Origin of the sequence: Vibrio sp. 2096 (genome assembly GCF_033339595.1) — a bacterium.
In the GTDB taxonomy this organism is placed as follows: Bacteria; Pseudomonadota; Gammaproteobacteria; order Enterobacterales; family Vibrionaceae; genus Vibrio; species Vibrio alginolyticus.
This window is the reverse complement of record NZ_JAWOUX010000002.1, coordinates 236,681-253,583: the sequence shown is the minus strand read 5'-3', so window position 1 is coordinate 253,583 and position 16,903 is coordinate 236,681. Positions and strand designations below refer to the sequence as shown.

Sequence of the window (16,903 nt, the reverse complement as noted above, 5' to 3'; positions counted from 1 at the left end):
ATGTTAAGAGCGCTGTATTTAGTCATTATCGCAGTTTGTATTTTGCCTACCATTCCGGGACTACTTGGAGTGGTGGTCTCTGCGCTCGGTTATGTACCTCCTATCGGTCTACACCACTTTTCTTTAGATGGCTTTAACGCTGTTTTTGATTGGGAGGGTGTTTGGACATCCATCGGGCTTACTTTCTACTCTGCCATTTTCAGTAGCTACTTGGCTTGCTTCATCACGTTTGCCATTCTACAGGCGTCTTGGGGCAGCAAGTTTTGGCGAAAAATTGAAGTAAGCCTCTCGCCACTTCTTGCCATGCCGCACGTCGCGTTTGCGATTGGCTTTGCGTTCTTGTTTGCCCCAACTGGTATGGGCGTTAGGGTTCTCAACCAACTGTTTGGTTACGACCCGAATGCACAAATGGTGAATGACTTAGCATTGCTGATTAAAGATCCGCACGCACTCGGTTTGATCATCATGCTTGCGATTAAAGAAGTGCCGTTTTTATTGTTGATGAGTATTCCAATTCTTCAGCAATTGAAAGTCGATAAGATTGAAAAAGTCAGTCATTCGATGGGCTACAGTTCGGCGCAAGCGTGGTGGAAATGCGTGTTCCCACAGTGGATAGCAAAACTGCGCTTTCCAATGCTGGCGGTATTGGCTTACAGTTTGTCCGTTGTCGATGTCGCCCTGATTATTGGCCCCACCAACCCGCCGACGTTTGCGGTTTTGGTATGGCAATGGTTTAACGATCCAGATTTATCGCTCCTACCAAGAGCGGCCGCTGGCGCAGTAATACTGTTTGCGATCGCAAGCCTTTTGATTGGATTTGCACGCTTAATGGAATGGTGTATTACCAAAGGCTTCAAACGCTGGCAGTACTCTGGTCGAAACGGGTTTCGTTTACCCGGTAAAACCCTATTTTCACTGGTCGCGCTACTTGCACTTCTAATGATTCCACTCATGGTGCTGTGGAGCTTTGCCCAACGTTGGCGCTTTCCAGATTTGCTCCCAAGCCGTTACAGCCTGCGTTTTTGGGAATACGAATGGCACAGTATTCTAGGGACTCTAGAACAAAGTATGTCAATCGCCCTAATCAGCGCGACTGTCGCGCTAGTTCTTGCTTTAATAGCACATGAGTATCGTCTCCGTTATCGCTGGCAGGTGCCCGGTTACATCATCGCCATCCCAATGCTGATTCCTCAGCTATCCGTGCTATTCGGTATGCAAGTAGTGACGCTGTACTTAAACAGTAATGCGTATTTCTTTTGGGTATGTTGGGCGCATATATTCTTTGCGTTCCCATTTATTTACCTCTCGCTAGACGGTCCGTGGCGCAGCTTCGATAACGGCTTAACTCGCGTCGCACTCAGCTTGGGTAAATCACCGATGCAAGCTTGGTTAAAAGTGAAACTGCCAATCCTCCTGCCTGCAATTGCATTCGCGTGGGCTGTCGGTATTAGTGTCAGCCTGGCGCAATACCTACCAACATTGGTGCTAGGGGCTGGGCGCATTAGCACCATCACAACCGAAGCCGTTGCACTATCCAGTGGTTTTGACCGACGTGTCACCGCTATTTACGCCATTTGGCAAGCTCTGCTGCCATTCTTGTTCTTTTCTTTTGCGATACTGCTTAGCCACTTGCACAGGAAGTATCGCCGCTTGTCTATAAAAGGTTTACTACTGAATGAGTCTTTGTCTCGAAAACCTCGCCATCCGTAAAACCAATGGCGACGCGCTTTTTTCAGCGTTCAACATGACCGTAGAAAAAGGTGAAATCGTTACCCTGATGGGGCCTAGCGGTTGTGGTAAATCCACTTTGTTGGATGCCATTGCCGGGCACCTATCCGCCGAGTTCAACTACTCTGGATCCATTACGCTTGATAACGAAAAGTTGGATGCCCTCCCTGCCCATAAGCGTCAGGTCGGTATTCTATTCCAAGAAGATTTGCTCTTCCCTCATTTAACGGTGTGGGAGAACCTTGCCTTCGCGCTACCAAACTCAATCAAAGGTGAAGAGCGTAAAGCTCACGCTATGCAAGCACTGAAGAACATTTCATTGACCAAACTAGCAGAGTCCTTTCCTGACCAAATTTCGGGAGGGCAACGTGCCCGTATCTCATTGACTCGTATGCTGCTAGCAAAGCCAAAAGTTGCGCTACTTGATGAGCCCTATAGCAAGCTGGATAAAGACCTGCGCGTGCAATTTCGCAATTGGGTGGTCGAACAATTGCAGCAAGCGAACATCCCTACTTTGATGGTAACGCACGATGAAGACGATATTCCTGATGGCAGCAGCTGCCTAAACTGGCCGTGGGAGACAAATCATGCTTGATAGCCTGAGTATAAAGCTCATCCGCAAACCGCTGGCACTCAGTGCGAAATATCTCGATAAATGTGGTATCACTGCAAATCAGACGACAGTGTTTGGTTTTGTACTTGGCTGTTTTGCCCTGCCGGCTTTGATCACCGAACAGTACTTGTTGGCGTTGCTGTTTATTTTGCTGAACAGAATCTGTGATGGGTTAGACGGTGCACTGGCGAGGATTCAAGGCATTACCGATGCGGGTGGTTTTCTTGATATCAGCTTAGATTTTTTGTTCTATTCGTTGATTCCTTTTGGCTTTGTGCTTGCCAACCCAGAGCACAATGCCGTTGCAGGCGCATTTTTGATTTTTTCCTTCATCGGCACTGGTAGTAGCTTTTTGGCTTTTGCCATCATGGCAGGAAAACAAGGCATCGATAATCCGGTATATAAAAACAAATCGCTTTACTACATGAGCGGCTTAACCGAAGGTACAGAAACCATTGGCTGCTTGGTTTTATTTTGTTTGCTACCGCAACACTTTGCCGTCATCGCGTATATCTTTGGCGCGGCATGCTGGTTTACTACTTTTACACGTATTTATTCAGGGTTTCATACGCTTAACGATCATTAATACTGCTTAGACAATCGCGTTTCCTTAAGGGACAGGCCGCTAAGCCACTGTTTTATAAAGCACCAAAACGCAGGTTAAATTGGGGTATATACTCTTTGAATGAAGAAACCATTCGGAGGCTATATGAAAAAACAGATCAATTTAGGCATGTTGCTCACCATTACTTGTGCGCTCGTGCTTGGCGGCTGTAGCTCACCTAACCCGTACGGAGATGCATACGGCTCATCCGACACTCGCAAAGTTCAGCAGGTTTACTACGGCACAGTAGAAAAAGTAGAACCCGTAACCATTGATGCCTCTACCCAATCCAATGCCATTGGCACCATCGCTGGTGCTGCCGTGGGCGGGATCTTAGGCTCAAAAGTTGGGGGCGGTTCTGGCTCGGATATCGCTGCCATTGGTGGTGGTCTATTGGGTGGCTATGCAGGCAGCAAAGCGGCTGAAGCAACCGCGAAACGAAATGGCGTGAATCTGACCATTCGTTTAGAGGACGGAAAGATTATCTCTATTGTTCAAGAAGCAAATCCAAACATGATTTTCCAACCAGGCCAAGCGGTCCAAATCAATGTTTCTGGTAATAACGCCAGAGTCGTTCCTCGTTAATTCGGACGAACCAAACCTTTGGCCTGCTTTGATTCAAACACCTAACCCGCGCAAGCTCACATCACTGGCTTGTTAACTTGCGCGTTTCTTTTCGTATCAAACTTGATCGTCGTCAATGGAACATCAATCTCCCACACCTTTCGATGTTCAAATGACATCAAGTTGCTAGCATGAGCCCATTCCAGATAACTTTGGGCTTGTTATGACTCCGACTATTGACCACGTACTCCTTAATATCGCGCTAAACCTCAGCTCAAATCGCTCTCACGAGCAGCAATATCAAAACCTCATTGATGGGGTCGCGCAAGTATTCCCATGTGATGCGAGCTGCCTGTTTATTTTCGATGAGGATGGGTTTCTAACTCCTGTCGCGGTAAAAGGCTTATCCAGCTCAGTCTTAGGTCGTCGCTATTTCCCCAAGGCGCACCCTCGCTTAGATGCCATTATTCATAGCCGTGAACCGGTGCGTTTCGATGCCGATTGTTCACTGCCGGATCCTTTCGACGGCACACTATTAACTGAAGACCAATGCATTGATGTTCACGATTGCATGGGCTTTAGCTTGTATGTCGAAGGCCAACTTGTTGGCGCACTAACGATGGATGCACTAACGGTGGGCGCGTTTGATGACATTGACCCTGTCGCTATCGAAACCTTTGCGGCTTTGACCGCTGCGACATTGCGTAACATTGCTCAGTTAAAAGCGCTCAAAGCGCAAAACCAGAAGCAAAAAAGCGTCACTCAAACCCTTATCCAACAAGCCCGTTCTCAACATGGCGAAATGGTGGGTTTGAGTCCGCAGATCAACCAGTTACGAAACAACATTGCGACTGTTGCTCAATCAGATTACGCGGTACTTATCTTAGGAGAAACCGGAACTGGTAAAGAACTGGTCGCGCACTCGGTACACGCGCAATCTCATCGTAGCGATAAGCCGATGATTTACGTCAACTGTGCGGCCCTGCCTGAAGGTCTGGCTGAGAGTGAACTGTTTGGCCATGTCAAAGGCGCATTTACAGGTGCTAATAGCCACCGTGCCGGTAAGTTTGAACTGGCAGACGGTGGAACGATTTTCCTTGATGAAGTGGGCGAACTGCCTATGATTTTGCAAGCAAAATTGCTGCGCGTAATTCAGCAAGGCGAGCTGCAACGTGTGGGTAGCGATCAGCATTTGATGGTCAATGTGCGCATCATCGCCGCGACCAATCGACAATTAGAAAAAGAGGTCGAAGCTGGCACGTTTCGAGCAGACCTTTTCCACCGTTTAAACGTATTCCCAATCCAAGTTCCCCCACTTCGTGCCCGTGACGGTGATATTCCCGTTTTAGCCGGATATCTGTTAGAAAAGGTACGCCAACAATTTAATGCGCCCAATCTTCACGTTCACCCTAAAGTGTTGACTCAACTGGAGTCTTTACCTTGGTACGGAAACGTACGCGAGCTCGAACACACTTTAACTCGCGCGGCTTTACACGCTATTCAACAAGGTGCAAGCACGATCATGCTTAACCATTTTGACACCTCACTGGCTCTCGATGATGTAAAAAACACATCGCATTATCTGCCTAAAGAAAGCCAACCAATGCGAGAGCTAATAGAAAGCTATCAACGTGATTTAATTGAACATGCTTTGAGCCAAACTGGTGGCGTTTGGGCAAAAGCAGCGGAGTTTTTACAAATGGATCGCGGGAACTTATATCGGATGGGTAAAAAGCTCGGGATCAATAAATAACCGACCACAAGAAGTCGATGTGATTAAGACATCAACCCCGTTGTCTTAATTACATCAACCACTCTCCTAAATCTGATAAAATTCAATATAAATCAACAAGATAATAATTGGCACACATTCTGCTCTCTAGTGGTCAACATCACGACTATTAAAACAATCACTGGAGAACCCAATATGTTCTGTATTCAATGTGAACAGACAATTCAAACCCCTGCTGTTAAAGGTTGTTCTTTTGCACAAGGTATGTGTGGTAAAACTTCTGAAGTATCTGACCTTCAAGACGTGTTGGTTTACACACTGCAAGGGGTTTCTTTTTGGGCATCAAAAGCACTTGAATTCAACATCATTAACGATGAAATCAACCAATGGGCACCAAAGGCATTTTTCTCTACATTGACGAACGTAAACTTTGACCCTGAACGTGTCCTAGAGCTAACTTCTCAAGCGGCAACGTACAAAGCATTGCTAAAAGAGCAAGTAATGTCTGCTGCAACTTTGTCAAACACCAACCTTACTGACATTCCTGCCGTTGCCAACTTCGAGCTACCAAACAGCGCAGAAGCGATCTTAGCTTTTGCTCCTCAAGTCGCGGTTAACCGTGGTAAAGACCAAGTACATGAAGATGTTATTGGCCTACGCCTACTTTGCCTATACGGACTTAAAGGTGCAGCCGCGTACATGGAGCACGCACGTGTTCTTGAGCAAACCAACAACGATATCTATGCCGAATACCATGAAATCATGGCGTGGTTGGGCACAGACCCTGAAGATCTTGGCGAACTACTTGATTGCTCAATGCGCATTGGCCTGATGAACTACAAAGTGATGGAAATGCTCGACCAAGGTGAAACAACGACCTTCGGCCATCCAGAACCAACCACGGTGAACGTCAAGCCAGTAAAAGGTAAATGTATTCTTGTTTCTGGCCATGATTTGCATGACCTAGAAAAAATCCTGCAACAGACCGAAGGCAAAGGCATTAACGTTTACACCAATGGTGAAATGCTGCCTGCACACGGCTACCCTGAGCTGAAGAAATACTCTCATCTTGTCGGTAACTACGGCAGCGCATGGCAAAACCAGCAGAAAGAATTCGCAAACTTCCCTGGCGCAATCGTAATGACGTCAAACTGTTTGTTGAATCCAAATGTGGGTCAATACGCAGACCGTCTATTCACCCGCAGTATTGTTGGCTGGCCTGGAGTGGCTCACATCGAAGGCGATGATTTTAGCCAAGTGATTGAATGTGCTCTAGCGCAAGACGGTTTCCAACACGATGAAATCGAACACCACATCACGGTTGGTTTTGGTCGCAATGCACTGATGAACGCCGCCCCTGCGGTTATCGACCAAGTGAAGCAAGGCAACATCAAACACTTCTTCCTAGTCGGCGGTTGTGATGGTGATAAAGCGGAACGCAGCTACTACACTGATTTTACGGCTGAAGCGCCAGAAGACACACTAATCCTGACGTTGGCGTGTGGTAAGTTCCGCTTCAACAAGAATACGTTCGGCGATATCAACGGCATCCCTCGCCTATTGGATGTGGGCCAATGTAACGATGCTTACTCTGCAATCCAGCTTGCACTTGCACTGGCGAAAGAGTTTGACTGTGACATCAATGAACTGCCACTCACGCTTGTACTTTCTTGGTTCGAGCAAAAAGCGATCGTTATCTTGCTAACGCTATTTGCATTGGGTGTGAAAGGCATTTACACAGGCCCTACTGCACCAGCATTCCTAACGCCAAACCTAATCGCCATCATCCAAGAGAAGTTCGATATGCGCAGTATTGGCAATGTTCAGGATGATCTAAAAGCCATCCTAGCAGCTTAATAAACTTGCTTGTTACGCGCCTCCTTACGCGGAGGCGCTATCTATTTCGAACCAAAAATAGCCACAACCAAAGAGATTGTTATGTTTTTTGAATGGCAAGGTAACCAACCCGTCACACTCCGTTGCATCGACAAATACTTCGAAACACACGACACCGTCAGCATCAAATTGGCCGAACTAACCGAATCACTTCTGTTTCAGTTTAAGCCTGGCCAGTTTATTAACTTGGGCGTCGAAATTGATGGAAAAATGGAGTTTCGTGCCTATTCAATCAGCTCGATCAATGAAGACGATCACCTTCAACTCACAATCAAACGAGTATCTGGCGGTAAAGTATCGAACTACATCGTTGACTCGCTGCTGCTCGGTGATACTGTTCAAGCATTACCACCAGCAGGCGAATTTAACTGCATCGACCATCCACCCGTGTTACGTGATGGCGAAACAAAAGCCTTGCTTATCAGTGCAGGTTGCGGCGTCACGCCCGTATTTTCGATGGCAAAGCACTGGCTGAGTAATCAAGATGAAAACGACAACGATGTGGACATCGCATTTCTTCATATTGCACGCAGCCCAGAAGAGACGATTTACTACGATCAGCTAGAAACGTTAGACGCCGTATATCCCAACTTCAATTTAAAGTTGTTGCTGAAAAACCGCGAAGGAACATCGCATCCACAAGGTCGTTTGAATGCCGACTGGCTTAAAGAGCTTGTTCCTGATTTCAAACAGCGCACCGTTTACCTGTGTGGTCCAAGCCAGTTTATGCAAGATGTTCACGGCTATTTGAATGACCTTGGTTTTGACATGACGAACTTCTACCAAGAGAGTTTTACGCCAGCGACTGGCGCAGAAACATCGGTCTCCGATGAGACGGTTAACGTTTCTGTTCCTGATTTTGCTCAAAGCATCGATGCGCAAAAAGGTCAGGTACTGGCCGATGTGCTCGAAGGCGCAGGTTTACCATTAATCGTCGCTTGTCGAAGCGGGATTTGTGGCTCGTGTAAATGCAAGGTTCGTAAAGGCAACGTCTCTTCCACCAGCCTAGAAACATTGACGCCAGAAGAAATTGAACAAGGCTATGTGCTCGCCTGCTCATCAACCATCGAAGCGGATCTTGAAGTGCAGATCGGTTAATGCTGCTGGTGTCGATCTTTTATTGTTTCCCGTCATTCCGGCGAGCCTAGGCGAGATCAGGAACCTAATATCAGCGTGTTAGGAATAACTCATTCTGATAATAGACTCTGAATCACACTCGCGTCTCGCTATTCAGATTGACGGGGTATCGCGGAAATGCCAGCCGTACTCAAACGGCTGGTATTATAGATAGGTACAACTTTCGTTTCGTCGTCATTGCTTCTCGCTAAACAACAACACTTTCAATGCTGCTTCGCTGTCTACGTCCATAAACTCTGGCGGGTTATCCAGACGCTCACGGAATGTCAACTCTGGCGCCTCTTCTTTCATGCTTTCAATCAAGAAGTCGCTTGTCACAGATGGCGAGTTCACACATGCCATCACTTGACCACCGTCTGCCAACAAATCCGGCAACCGACGTAAAATCTTTTTGTAATCTTTAGTCAGCGCAAAGCTGCCTTTCTGGAATGAAGGCGGATCGATGATAATCAAGTCATACTGACCAGATTTCTTAATCTTACCCCATGATTTAAAGATATCATGCCCCATAAAACTTACCTGGTTGATGTTATGACCATTTAGCTTGTGGTTCTCACGGCCTTTAGACAACGACGCTTTCGCCATGTCGACGTTAATCACTTTATCTGCACCACCCGCAATGGCAGCGACAGAAAAGCCACACGTGTAAGCAAACAAGTTGAGCACGTTTTTATGCTTCGCATTTTCCCGTACCCAATCACGACCGTAGCGCATGTCCAAAAACAGACCGAAGTTTTGGTTGCGGCCAATATCCAATTGGTATTTCAAACCGCTTTCTTCAACGACAGGGCGAGCATCTAATTCACCGACAAGCACTTCTGAAGGCGCACCATCGGCATAACGGTGCTGAATAACCATAGTACGACCTTGCTTGTCTGCCCACAGTGGTGATTGTACCAACGCATTGAGGCCGCTTTTCAGCTCAGCGAGAAACACGTCGTCGACTTCTTTAAACAAGTTGATGATCAACTGACCTTGTAACCAGTCACAGGTGATTTGCTCTAGGCCCTCAAAACGACGACCACGACCATGAAACAGTCGACGAATTTCATTCGGAGCTTGCGCTAGCTCGGTTTCTAGATGCTGAAAAAACAGCGGAAGTTGTGATGCTTGCATCGAGTTCTCTTATTAGTTTTCTTTGTGACGGTTATTTGATCGTAGGCCAGTTCAGTTCCCAGGGGGAAAGCCAAGTATCCAAACCCTGAGAGACGATTTCACTGTGCCATTTGTTACCAAGCACTTTGTATTCTCGTGGATCGCAAACAAAGCGATATTGCTCATCTCGGTATTGGAAGCAAAGTGAAAATGCATGCAGATAACCGCGATCAGCCTCATTGCCTGCATTGTAAATCGGGTCGCCAACAATACCTGAGCCAACCGATTTTAATGCCACGCGGATTTGATGCGTTTTACCAGTGTGCGGCTTACATAAAAATAAACGCTCTCCGGGCTCTGCCGCAAGAGAGAAAAACTGGGTAACGGCTGGGTTATTTTTGCTGTTGACCAGCTTCCATGATGAACGGCGCGAACGCTCCATATCACCAACGACCAAACCTTGTTTCTTTTTCGGCTTTTTAGAGCCAATCGCCAGATAGAACTTTTCCACTTGGCGGTCAGCAAAAGCTTGCGATAACGCACTGCCCGCTTTGGCGTTGCGTCCGAGGAGCAGAATACCCGATGTCATTTTATCCAAGCGATGGATAAGATAGAGATGCTCATCACCACTCTGCTTAGCCACTTCTTGCAGCAGCATTGTGTCGCCATCGTCTTTATGAACAGAGACGTTAGGATGCTTATTGATGATCAGAAAATCGGGATGGGTATGTAGAATATCGAACATAAAAAACTGGCTCCACGTTTGGAGCCAGCAGTATACATAAGTTATCGGACAAAGCTATCGAGGCTTGCCCCCAAGGTATTTGCTAAAGCTTCTTCGAGAAAATGCCAGCAAGACCAATGATTGCGATACCCAGCAGCATGATTTCACCTTTGCCACTATCAAAGCCAGACTTAATCCCCATGAAGGCAACAATAGCAATCGCAACAGGAATCAGGTATTTAACTAGGTTGTACCACAATCCAAATAGCGGGAAGGATACTTCGCCGTCATTAGTGATCTCTTTTTCTAGCTCAGCACGGCTTAGGCGCCATCCTGCAAAGATACAAACCAACATACCACCAACCGCTAAGAAGATTTTGTCCGTTAGCAAGTCGAAAATATCAAAGGCACCGGTACCGAACAGCGTTGGCCCCATTCCACCTAAAGATAGTGACGCAAAAATACATAATGCCGCCATAACTGCACTTGCAGACAGAACAGCGTTAGAGCGCTTCATGCCTTTCTCGTCGATTAGGTAAGACACGACAACTTCCAATAATGATACTGAAGAAGTTAATGCCGCCACCGTCAAACCGATGAAAAATAGCAACGCGAATAGCAACCCAATCACTCCGCCCATTTCAGCAAACAGCTGAGGAACGACAACAAATACAAGACCAGGGCCTGCCGCAGGCTCCATGCCAAAGGCAAACATAGCTGGGAACATAGCAACACCAGCAAGAATCGCGACACCTGTATCCATAGCTGTAACCATACCGGTTGTTTGAACTAGGTTCTCTTTCTTCTTCAGGTAAGAACCGTACGTCATCATACAACCCATACCTAAGCTAAGTGAGAAGAACGCCTGTCCTAGTGCAGCAAGAACCACGTTGCTGTCGACTTTAGAAAAGTCCGGCATGAATAAGAACTCAAGGCCAGCCATTGCACCTGGCAGCATCAAGCCTTTAACAGAAACAACGATTAGGATTAAGAACAGAAGCGGCATCAGAACCTTACCGGCTTTCTCAATACCACCCGAAATCCCTTTCATCACAATCATGACGTTAAGGAACAGGTAAACACCCATCCACATTAAAGGTTGAATCGGATCTGAGATGAAACCGCCAAAACTGTCGCCAATTGCTTCTGGCGCGCTGAGTAGACCACCACCCACTTTAAAGATGTAGGCCAATGCCCAACCACCAACCACAGGGTAGAAGCCCATGATCAAAAGACCACTGAAGACTCCCATAACGCCAGTGAACGTCCAGCGTCGGTCAGTTGTCTTGAATGCACCTACGGCAGAAAGACCTGTCTTACGACCAATAGCGAACTCTGTCAGCATCACGCTAAAGCCGATAAAAATTACAAAGATAAGATAGATAGCAACGAATGCACCGCCGCCACTCTCACCTGCTGTGTAAGGGAATTTCCATATATTGCCTAAACCGACAGCGGAACCCGCTGCTGCCATTACGAAGCCTAGTTTAGACCCCCACGTATCACGTGGTGCTGCTGTATTAGTTGTAGCCACGCTTTTTCTCCAAAATTAGTTTGTTGTGTATGCATAGAGATAGGCGTCTAAAAAGTTTATGTAAAAATTATTGTACACTTATAAAATAAGCGTTCGACGCACTATGTCTAGAAAGTAAAGCAGCTCCCCTTTAAAATTGGAACCCCAAAAAAGTACATTTATCGCACAAGTGTCGAGTTACGCAGGTTAAATGCTGCTTTTTTGTTCAAAAGTTAAAGAATGACCTTATTTTTCACATTAAAATAACAGAATCAGCTGTTATGAAATTCGTTCCTCATATAAGGTCAATCCCATGTCTAAATGGGAAATCTATTCCCCCAACCCACTTTTATGCTTAATATCCTAGAAGGGCATATTACTCTGAGCGTATATGGACAAGTTTTATCACTTTCTGACTTTAGCTGGCATCGGGCTATATTGGTTACTGGTCGCAGGTGTGACCATTCGTGTCGTTTTAAAGCGCCGTGCAGTGAGCGTGTCTTTAGCTTGGCTAATGATCATTTATATCCTTCCCGTTCTGGGTGTCGCATGTTATTTCCTCTTCGGTGAACTGAACTTAGGCAGAAAGCGAGCCGAACGTGCGAAAGAGATGTTTACACCATTCGAGAAGTGGTTCAGTCAGCTTAACGACTGTAACGCGCACAACCCAGAAACGATGGGGAGGCACATCTACCGAATTGATGAACTTTGTAACAACCGCCTTGGTCTTCCCGCATTGAGCGGTAATACATTGTCGCTGCAACAGTCACCTAATGAGATTTTGCATTCCATTATTGAAGACATCGAAAACGCGCAGAGCAGTATTCGAATGGTATTCTACATTTGGCATCCGGGTGGTTTGGCTGATTCTGTCGCTTCTGCGCTTATTCAAGCGGCTAAACGCGGCGTAGATGTCAAACTATTGCTCGATTCAGCAGGTAGCCCGCGTTTTTTCAGAAGTCCTTGGTATCGAATGATGCAGGATGCTGGAATTGAAGTTATTCAAGCGCTAGAAGTGAAGATGTGGCGTATTTTCTTACGTCGTCTTGATCTTCGCCAACATCGCAAGATCATCGTAATTGATGATGAAATTGCTTATACCGGTTCAATGAACCTGGTTGACCCGGCTTACTTCAAGCAAAACAGTGGCGTCGGGCATTGGGTGGACATCATGGTTCGCATTACGGGACCAACGGTAAACGTATTGAGTGCCATCCACTGTTGGGATTGGGAAGTCGAAACTGGCGAACGTCATTTACCAAGACTACCTGAATGCAAGATCGATGAGAGTGAATTCCAACACCCTATTCAGGTTGTGCCTTCTGGCCCAGGTATGCCGGAATATCTGATCTATCAAGTATTAACATTGGCAATAAACCAAGCCAATCGCTCGGTACGAATCACAACACCATATTTCGTGCCCAATGCTGATTTACTCGAAACGTTAAAGATGACAGCACAACGAGGCATTGACGTTGAACTCATTATTCCACATAAAAATGACTCTATGATGGTGCAATGGGCGTCACGCGCTTTTTATAGTGAGCTCTTGAGTGCAGGGGTCAAGATTTATGAGTTTTATGGTGGTTTGCTGCATACAAAATCTGTCGTAATTGACGACCAATTCTGTTTAGTTGGCACCGTAAACATGGATATGCGCAGCTTGTGGCTGAACTTCGAAGTGACCCTCGCCGTTGATGACGAAGAGTTCACCAAGCAAATGTCTTGGTTACAAGATAGCTATATTAAGCAATCTCACACTGTTGTATTGGAAGAATGGGAGAAAAGGAGCCTATTTTCTCGGTTCTTAGAGCGAGTGTTCTATCTCTTCAACCCACTCCTCTAATACCTCAAATACACCGACTAAAAAACCTCCAGCGCTACATGCATCCTGCTGGAGGTTTGTTCTTTTAGCTCCCTATCTACACGATACCTCTCGACATCATTACCTGTTCATCTTGGCTGTTATTGGCTGATAGTTGACTTTTCCCTTGCATAACCTACGTCGTCCATGTTTTAAATATTCAAAACCGCAATATTTAAGACAGGGAACTTTTATGTCAGAGGGAAAAAAAACCAAACTCATTACCGCTGGCCGCGATAAAAAGTGGACAAATGGTGTTGTAAACCCACCCGTTCAACGCGCTTCAACCGTGGTATTCAATACCGTTGCAGAAAAGAACCAAGCCACCATTAATCGTGCAAACAAAACATTGTTTTATGGTCGCCGAGGCACCAACACGCACTTTGCTTTCCAAGACGCAATGGTTGAGATTGAAGGTGGAGCTGGTTGCGCGCTTTACCCTTGTGGAACGGCAGCAATTTCAAATGCCATCCTCTCTTTCGTTGAAACTGGCGATCACATTCTAATGGTGGACACTTGTTACGAACCAACTCGTGACTTTTGTAACACCATCATGAAGAAAATGGGCATCGAAACCACCTATTATGACCCAATGATCGGTGAAGGTATCCGAGACTTGATTCAGCCGAATACCAAAGTCCTTTTCTTGGAGTCTCCTGGTTCAATAACCATGGAAGTCCAAGATGTACCTACATTAGCACGCATTGCCCATGAGCAAGATATCATCGTGATGCTAGACAATACATGGGGAGCTGGCGTGAACTTCTCTCCTTTCGAGCATGGCGTAGACATTTCCATTCAAGCGGCGACTAAGTATATCGTTGGACATTCAGATGTCATGCTAGGTACTGCTGTGGCTTCTGAAAAGTATTGGGATCAGCTTCGTGAACAAAGCTACCTGATGGGTCAGTGCGTTTCTCCTGACGACGCATACCTAGGTCTTCGAGGTATTCGCACGTTGGATGTTCGCCTAAGACAGCACGCAGAAAGCAGTTTAAAAGTCGCTCAGTGGCTCGCTTCTCGCCCAGAAGTTGATCATGTCCGCCATCCAGCTTTAGAAACAAGCCCTGGCCATGAGTTTTTCAAACGAGACTTCACAGGGGGAAACGGCTTGTTTTCATTTGTTCTCAAAACGTCTTATCCAAAAGCGACGACGGCTCTGCTTGATGGCATGAAACACTTCAGTATGGGTTACTCTTGGGGCGGTTATGAAAGCCTCATTCTAGCTAACGAACCTAAGAGCTTTAACAGTCTGAGAACCGTAGCTCACCCACACTTTGAAGGTACTTTGGTTCGTATTCATATTGGCTTAGAAGACGTAAATGACTTGATCGCTGATTTAGAGGCTGGTTTTGCGCGTTATAATGCCTTAATGCTTGAAAAAGAAGTCTCCCTATAACAATGATTGAATCGCCCTGCATTGCGGGGCGTTTTTATAACTCCCTGACTTAATTAGAATTAACTAACATTCACCAGAACTATTAATTAATGTTAATCATTTGTGTTGTTTTTCAATTGAGCAGTCACAGAATGAAATAATGTGCCACAAATAGGCTTTCCAAATTTAGAGTTTCTCTCCTACTTTTTATCATTCATAAGAGGTCATACCACAAGGAGATAGTTTTGAAACTCAAATTTATAGCGCTAATGCTTTTTACCTTAGTTACCGTCCCAATAACCTCCGTATACGCTGCAACAGGTTATACCCAAACCAAGTATCCGATTGTTCTGGTTCACGGTTTGTTTGGTTTTGATACCCTGGCAGGCGTTGATTACTTTTTCGGAATACCACATTCCTTAACAAAAGATGGCGCTACGGTTTATGTTGCACAGGTATCCGCGACCAATAGCAGCGAAGTTCGAGGGGAGCAACTGCTTGCTCAAGTCGAAACCTTACTTGCAGCAACAGGCGCAGAGAAAGTCAATCTCATTGGTCACAGTCATGGTGGCCCAACAACGCGCTATGTTGCCTCTGTCCGTCCTGACCTAGTCGCATCAGTTACGAGTATAGGAGGCGTTAATAAAGGGTCTAAAGTGGCAGATCTAGTTCGTGGCACCGTATCCGAGGGTTCGGGTAGTGAGCAGCTCGCGGTAAAACTGGCGCAAGGCTTAACTACTCTTATTAATCTTCTATCAGGTGGTTCTGATCTCGACCAAGACCCTTTAGCCTCACTAGCAGCATTAACCACGGAAGGATCATTAGCGTTTAACCAACACTACCCGGAAGGAGTCCCTACCAGTGAATGTGGTAATGGTGACTTGCTGGCTTCAAATGGCGTTTATTACTACTCATGGACCGGATCATCCACTTTTACAAACGTTTTCGATCCGACCGACGCTGCCATGATGGTACTTGGCTTAGCCTTTGATGGGCCAAATGATGGCTTAGTTGGTGCGTGCAGCACACATTTGGGCAAAGTCATACGTGATGATTATCAAATGAACCATTTGGATGAAATTAACGGCCTACTCGGTATTCATCATCTTTTTGAAACCGATCCAGTCACGCTTTATCGCCAACATGCAAATCGTCTCAAACTTCAAGGTTTATAAGAGGTCATCACAATGAAGAAAGTCGCTCTCACCACTTTTATCCTGCTCTCGATATTTGGCGTGGGAGCGCTTTCTCTGTTACAAAGCGACAAACAACAAGAGATAACCTCTAACCATTCGCCATCTCAGCAAGATATAGCCGCCGATGTCTCTTCCCCAAAAGACTTCTTCGAATATTCTCTTAGCCGGCTGGGCGAAGAAGATCTCGATACGATCAAAGCGGAAGTCAATGATGACACTTTAGCAAAGCAAACTCTGAATATTGATGCCACACTTTTTCAAGCCTACCTTTCCTACAAGCAAGCACTCACTGCATTAGAGCCTTTTGAGCACAACCACCTAACGCTTGAACAGTTAACCATGCTGAATGAAGCAATACTGAACTTACAGCTTCAATACTTTAACGAGGTGCAGATAACCCAATTGTTTGACGAAGAAAACCGACTTCGCCAACTTGCTTTAGAAAAGCTGACGATTAAAACACAGGCATCGGATATCGAGAGTCAAACACACCTTCTTAATCAAGCGTTATCAGAACAACCGGATTACATACGAGAAAGTGAACGCAATAACGCATTAGCAAAGCAGCTCGAGCAAGCTTCTCAGCTTGATTCACAAGACAAGTACATCGCCCGTGTTGCTCTGGTAGGAGATGCCGGAGCGCAGAGGCTGCAAAAGCTTGATGAGCAAAGAGCATCATTTGAGACTCAACTCGCCACTTACTTAAAACAGCGTCAAAATATTCTGAATAGGGATTTTCTAGGGCAAGACGAAAAACAGGCAGAAATCATTTCTTTAAGAAAACAAAGCTTCGATGCCACTCAATGGCGTCGAATCGAAGCTTTGGAACGTATTCATGATAGCCAGAACTAACAACATT

At 45.9% G+C, this 16,903-nt stretch carries 14 protein-coding genes; 11 read left to right on the top strand and 3 right to left on the bottom strand.

Translation table 11 applies throughout. The annotated features are described in order from the left end of the window. The 7 genes from R7Q41_RS04445 (at position 1) to R7Q41_RS04415 (ending at position 8,235) form a co-directional block, all read left to right on the top strand. Positions 1–1,710: a thiamine ABC transporter permease gene (locus R7Q41_RS04445; protein ID WP_318107984.1), complete on the top strand. Its 1,710-nt coding sequence runs from the start codon at positions 1–3 to the stop codon at positions 1,708–1,710. Beyond that, positions 1,676–2,323 carry an ATP-binding cassette domain-containing protein gene (locus tag R7Q41_RS04440; RefSeq protein ID WP_065274385.1) on the top strand — a complete coding sequence of 216 codons (648 nt, stop codon included), beginning with the start codon at positions 1,676–1,678 and terminating at the stop codon, positions 2,321–2,323. Before R7Q41_RS04445 ends, R7Q41_RS04440 begins: the two co-directional genes overlap by 35 nt. Further along, on the top strand, positions 2,316–2,927 hold the full coding sequence (locus R7Q41_RS04435) for a CDP-alcohol phosphatidyltransferase family protein (RefSeq protein WP_042522015.1): 612 nt from the start codon (positions 2,316–2,318) through the stop codon (positions 2,925–2,927). Before R7Q41_RS04440 ends, R7Q41_RS04435 begins: the two co-directional genes overlap by 8 nt. 123 nt (positions 2,928–3,050) lie before the next feature. After that, positions 3,051–3,530: a glycine zipper 2TM domain-containing protein gene (locus R7Q41_RS04430; RefSeq protein ID WP_065274384.1), complete on the top strand. Its 480-nt coding sequence runs from the start codon at positions 3,051–3,053 to the stop codon at positions 3,528–3,530. A 202-nt stretch (positions 3,531–3,732) separates the two neighbouring features. Continuing rightward, complete coding sequence (gene norR, locus R7Q41_RS04425) at positions 3,733–5,262, top strand: nitric oxide reductase transcriptional regulator NorR (RefSeq protein WP_318107982.1); 1,530 nt, start codon at positions 3,733–3,735, stop codon at positions 5,260–5,262. Positions 5,263–5,436: 174 nt separating this feature from the next. Continuing rightward, positions 5,437–7,098, top strand: a complete 1,662-nt coding sequence (gene hcp, locus R7Q41_RS04420) for a hydroxylamine reductase (protein WP_170890561.1) — start codon at positions 5,437–5,439, stop codon at positions 7,096–7,098. Positions 7,099–7,179: 81 nt separating this feature from the next. Beyond that, a complete protein-coding gene (locus R7Q41_RS04415) occupies positions 7,180–8,235 on the top strand; it encodes a hybrid-cluster NAD(P)-dependent oxidoreductase (protein ID WP_047100749.1) in 1,056 nt (351 codons plus the stop codon). Between the two features lie 213 nt (positions 8,236–8,448). Here the strand turns inward: R7Q41_RS04415 and R7Q41_RS04410 are convergent, their stop codons facing one another. The 3 genes from R7Q41_RS04410 to R7Q41_RS04400 form a co-directional block, all read right to left on the bottom strand. Beyond that, the gene (locus R7Q41_RS04410) at positions 8,449–9,390 is read right to left on the bottom strand and encodes a class I SAM-dependent methyltransferase (RefSeq protein WP_033905108.1); all 942 of its coding nucleotides are present in this window, start codon (positions 9,388–9,390) and stop codon (positions 8,449–8,451) included. Between the two features lie 31 nt (positions 9,391–9,421). Beyond that, positions 9,422–10,114 carry a TIGR01621 family pseudouridine synthase gene (locus tag R7Q41_RS04405; protein ID WP_033905107.1) on the bottom strand — a complete coding sequence of 231 codons (693 nt, stop codon included), beginning with the start codon at positions 10,112–10,114 and terminating at the stop codon, positions 9,422–9,424. Between the two features lie 82 nt (positions 10,115–10,196). Beyond that, on the bottom strand, positions 10,197–11,567 hold the full coding sequence (locus R7Q41_RS04400; protein ID WP_042522154.1) for a sodium-dependent transporter: 1,371 nt from the start codon (positions 11,565–11,567) through the stop codon (positions 10,197–10,199). A gap of 430 nt (positions 11,568–11,997) precedes the next feature. On the opposite strand from R7Q41_RS04400, the gene cls reads away from it, so the two are divergent. From cls to R7Q41_RS04380, 4 genes are all read left to right on the top strand, one after another. Beyond that, complete coding sequence (gene cls / locus R7Q41_RS04395) at positions 11,998–13,452, top strand: cardiolipin synthase (RefSeq protein WP_005378105.1); 1,455 nt, start codon at positions 11,998–12,000, stop codon at positions 13,450–13,452. A gap of 211 nt (positions 13,453–13,663) precedes the next feature. Then, positions 13,664–14,869: a cystathionine beta-lyase gene (locus R7Q41_RS04390; RefSeq protein ID WP_017820862.1), complete on the top strand. Its 1,206-nt coding sequence runs from the start codon at positions 13,664–13,666 to the stop codon at positions 14,867–14,869. Positions 14,870–15,117: 248 nt separating this feature from the next. Then, positions 15,118–16,023: an esterase/lipase family protein gene (locus R7Q41_RS04385; protein ID WP_017820863.1), complete on the top strand. Its 906-nt coding sequence runs from the start codon at positions 15,118–15,120 to the stop codon at positions 16,021–16,023. Between the two features lie 12 nt (positions 16,024–16,035). Continuing rightward, a complete protein-coding gene (locus R7Q41_RS04380) occupies positions 16,036–16,896 on the top strand; it encodes a lipase secretion chaperone (RefSeq protein ID WP_222716615.1) in 861 nt (286 codons plus the stop codon). Positions 16,897–16,903 lie beyond the last annotated feature (7 nt).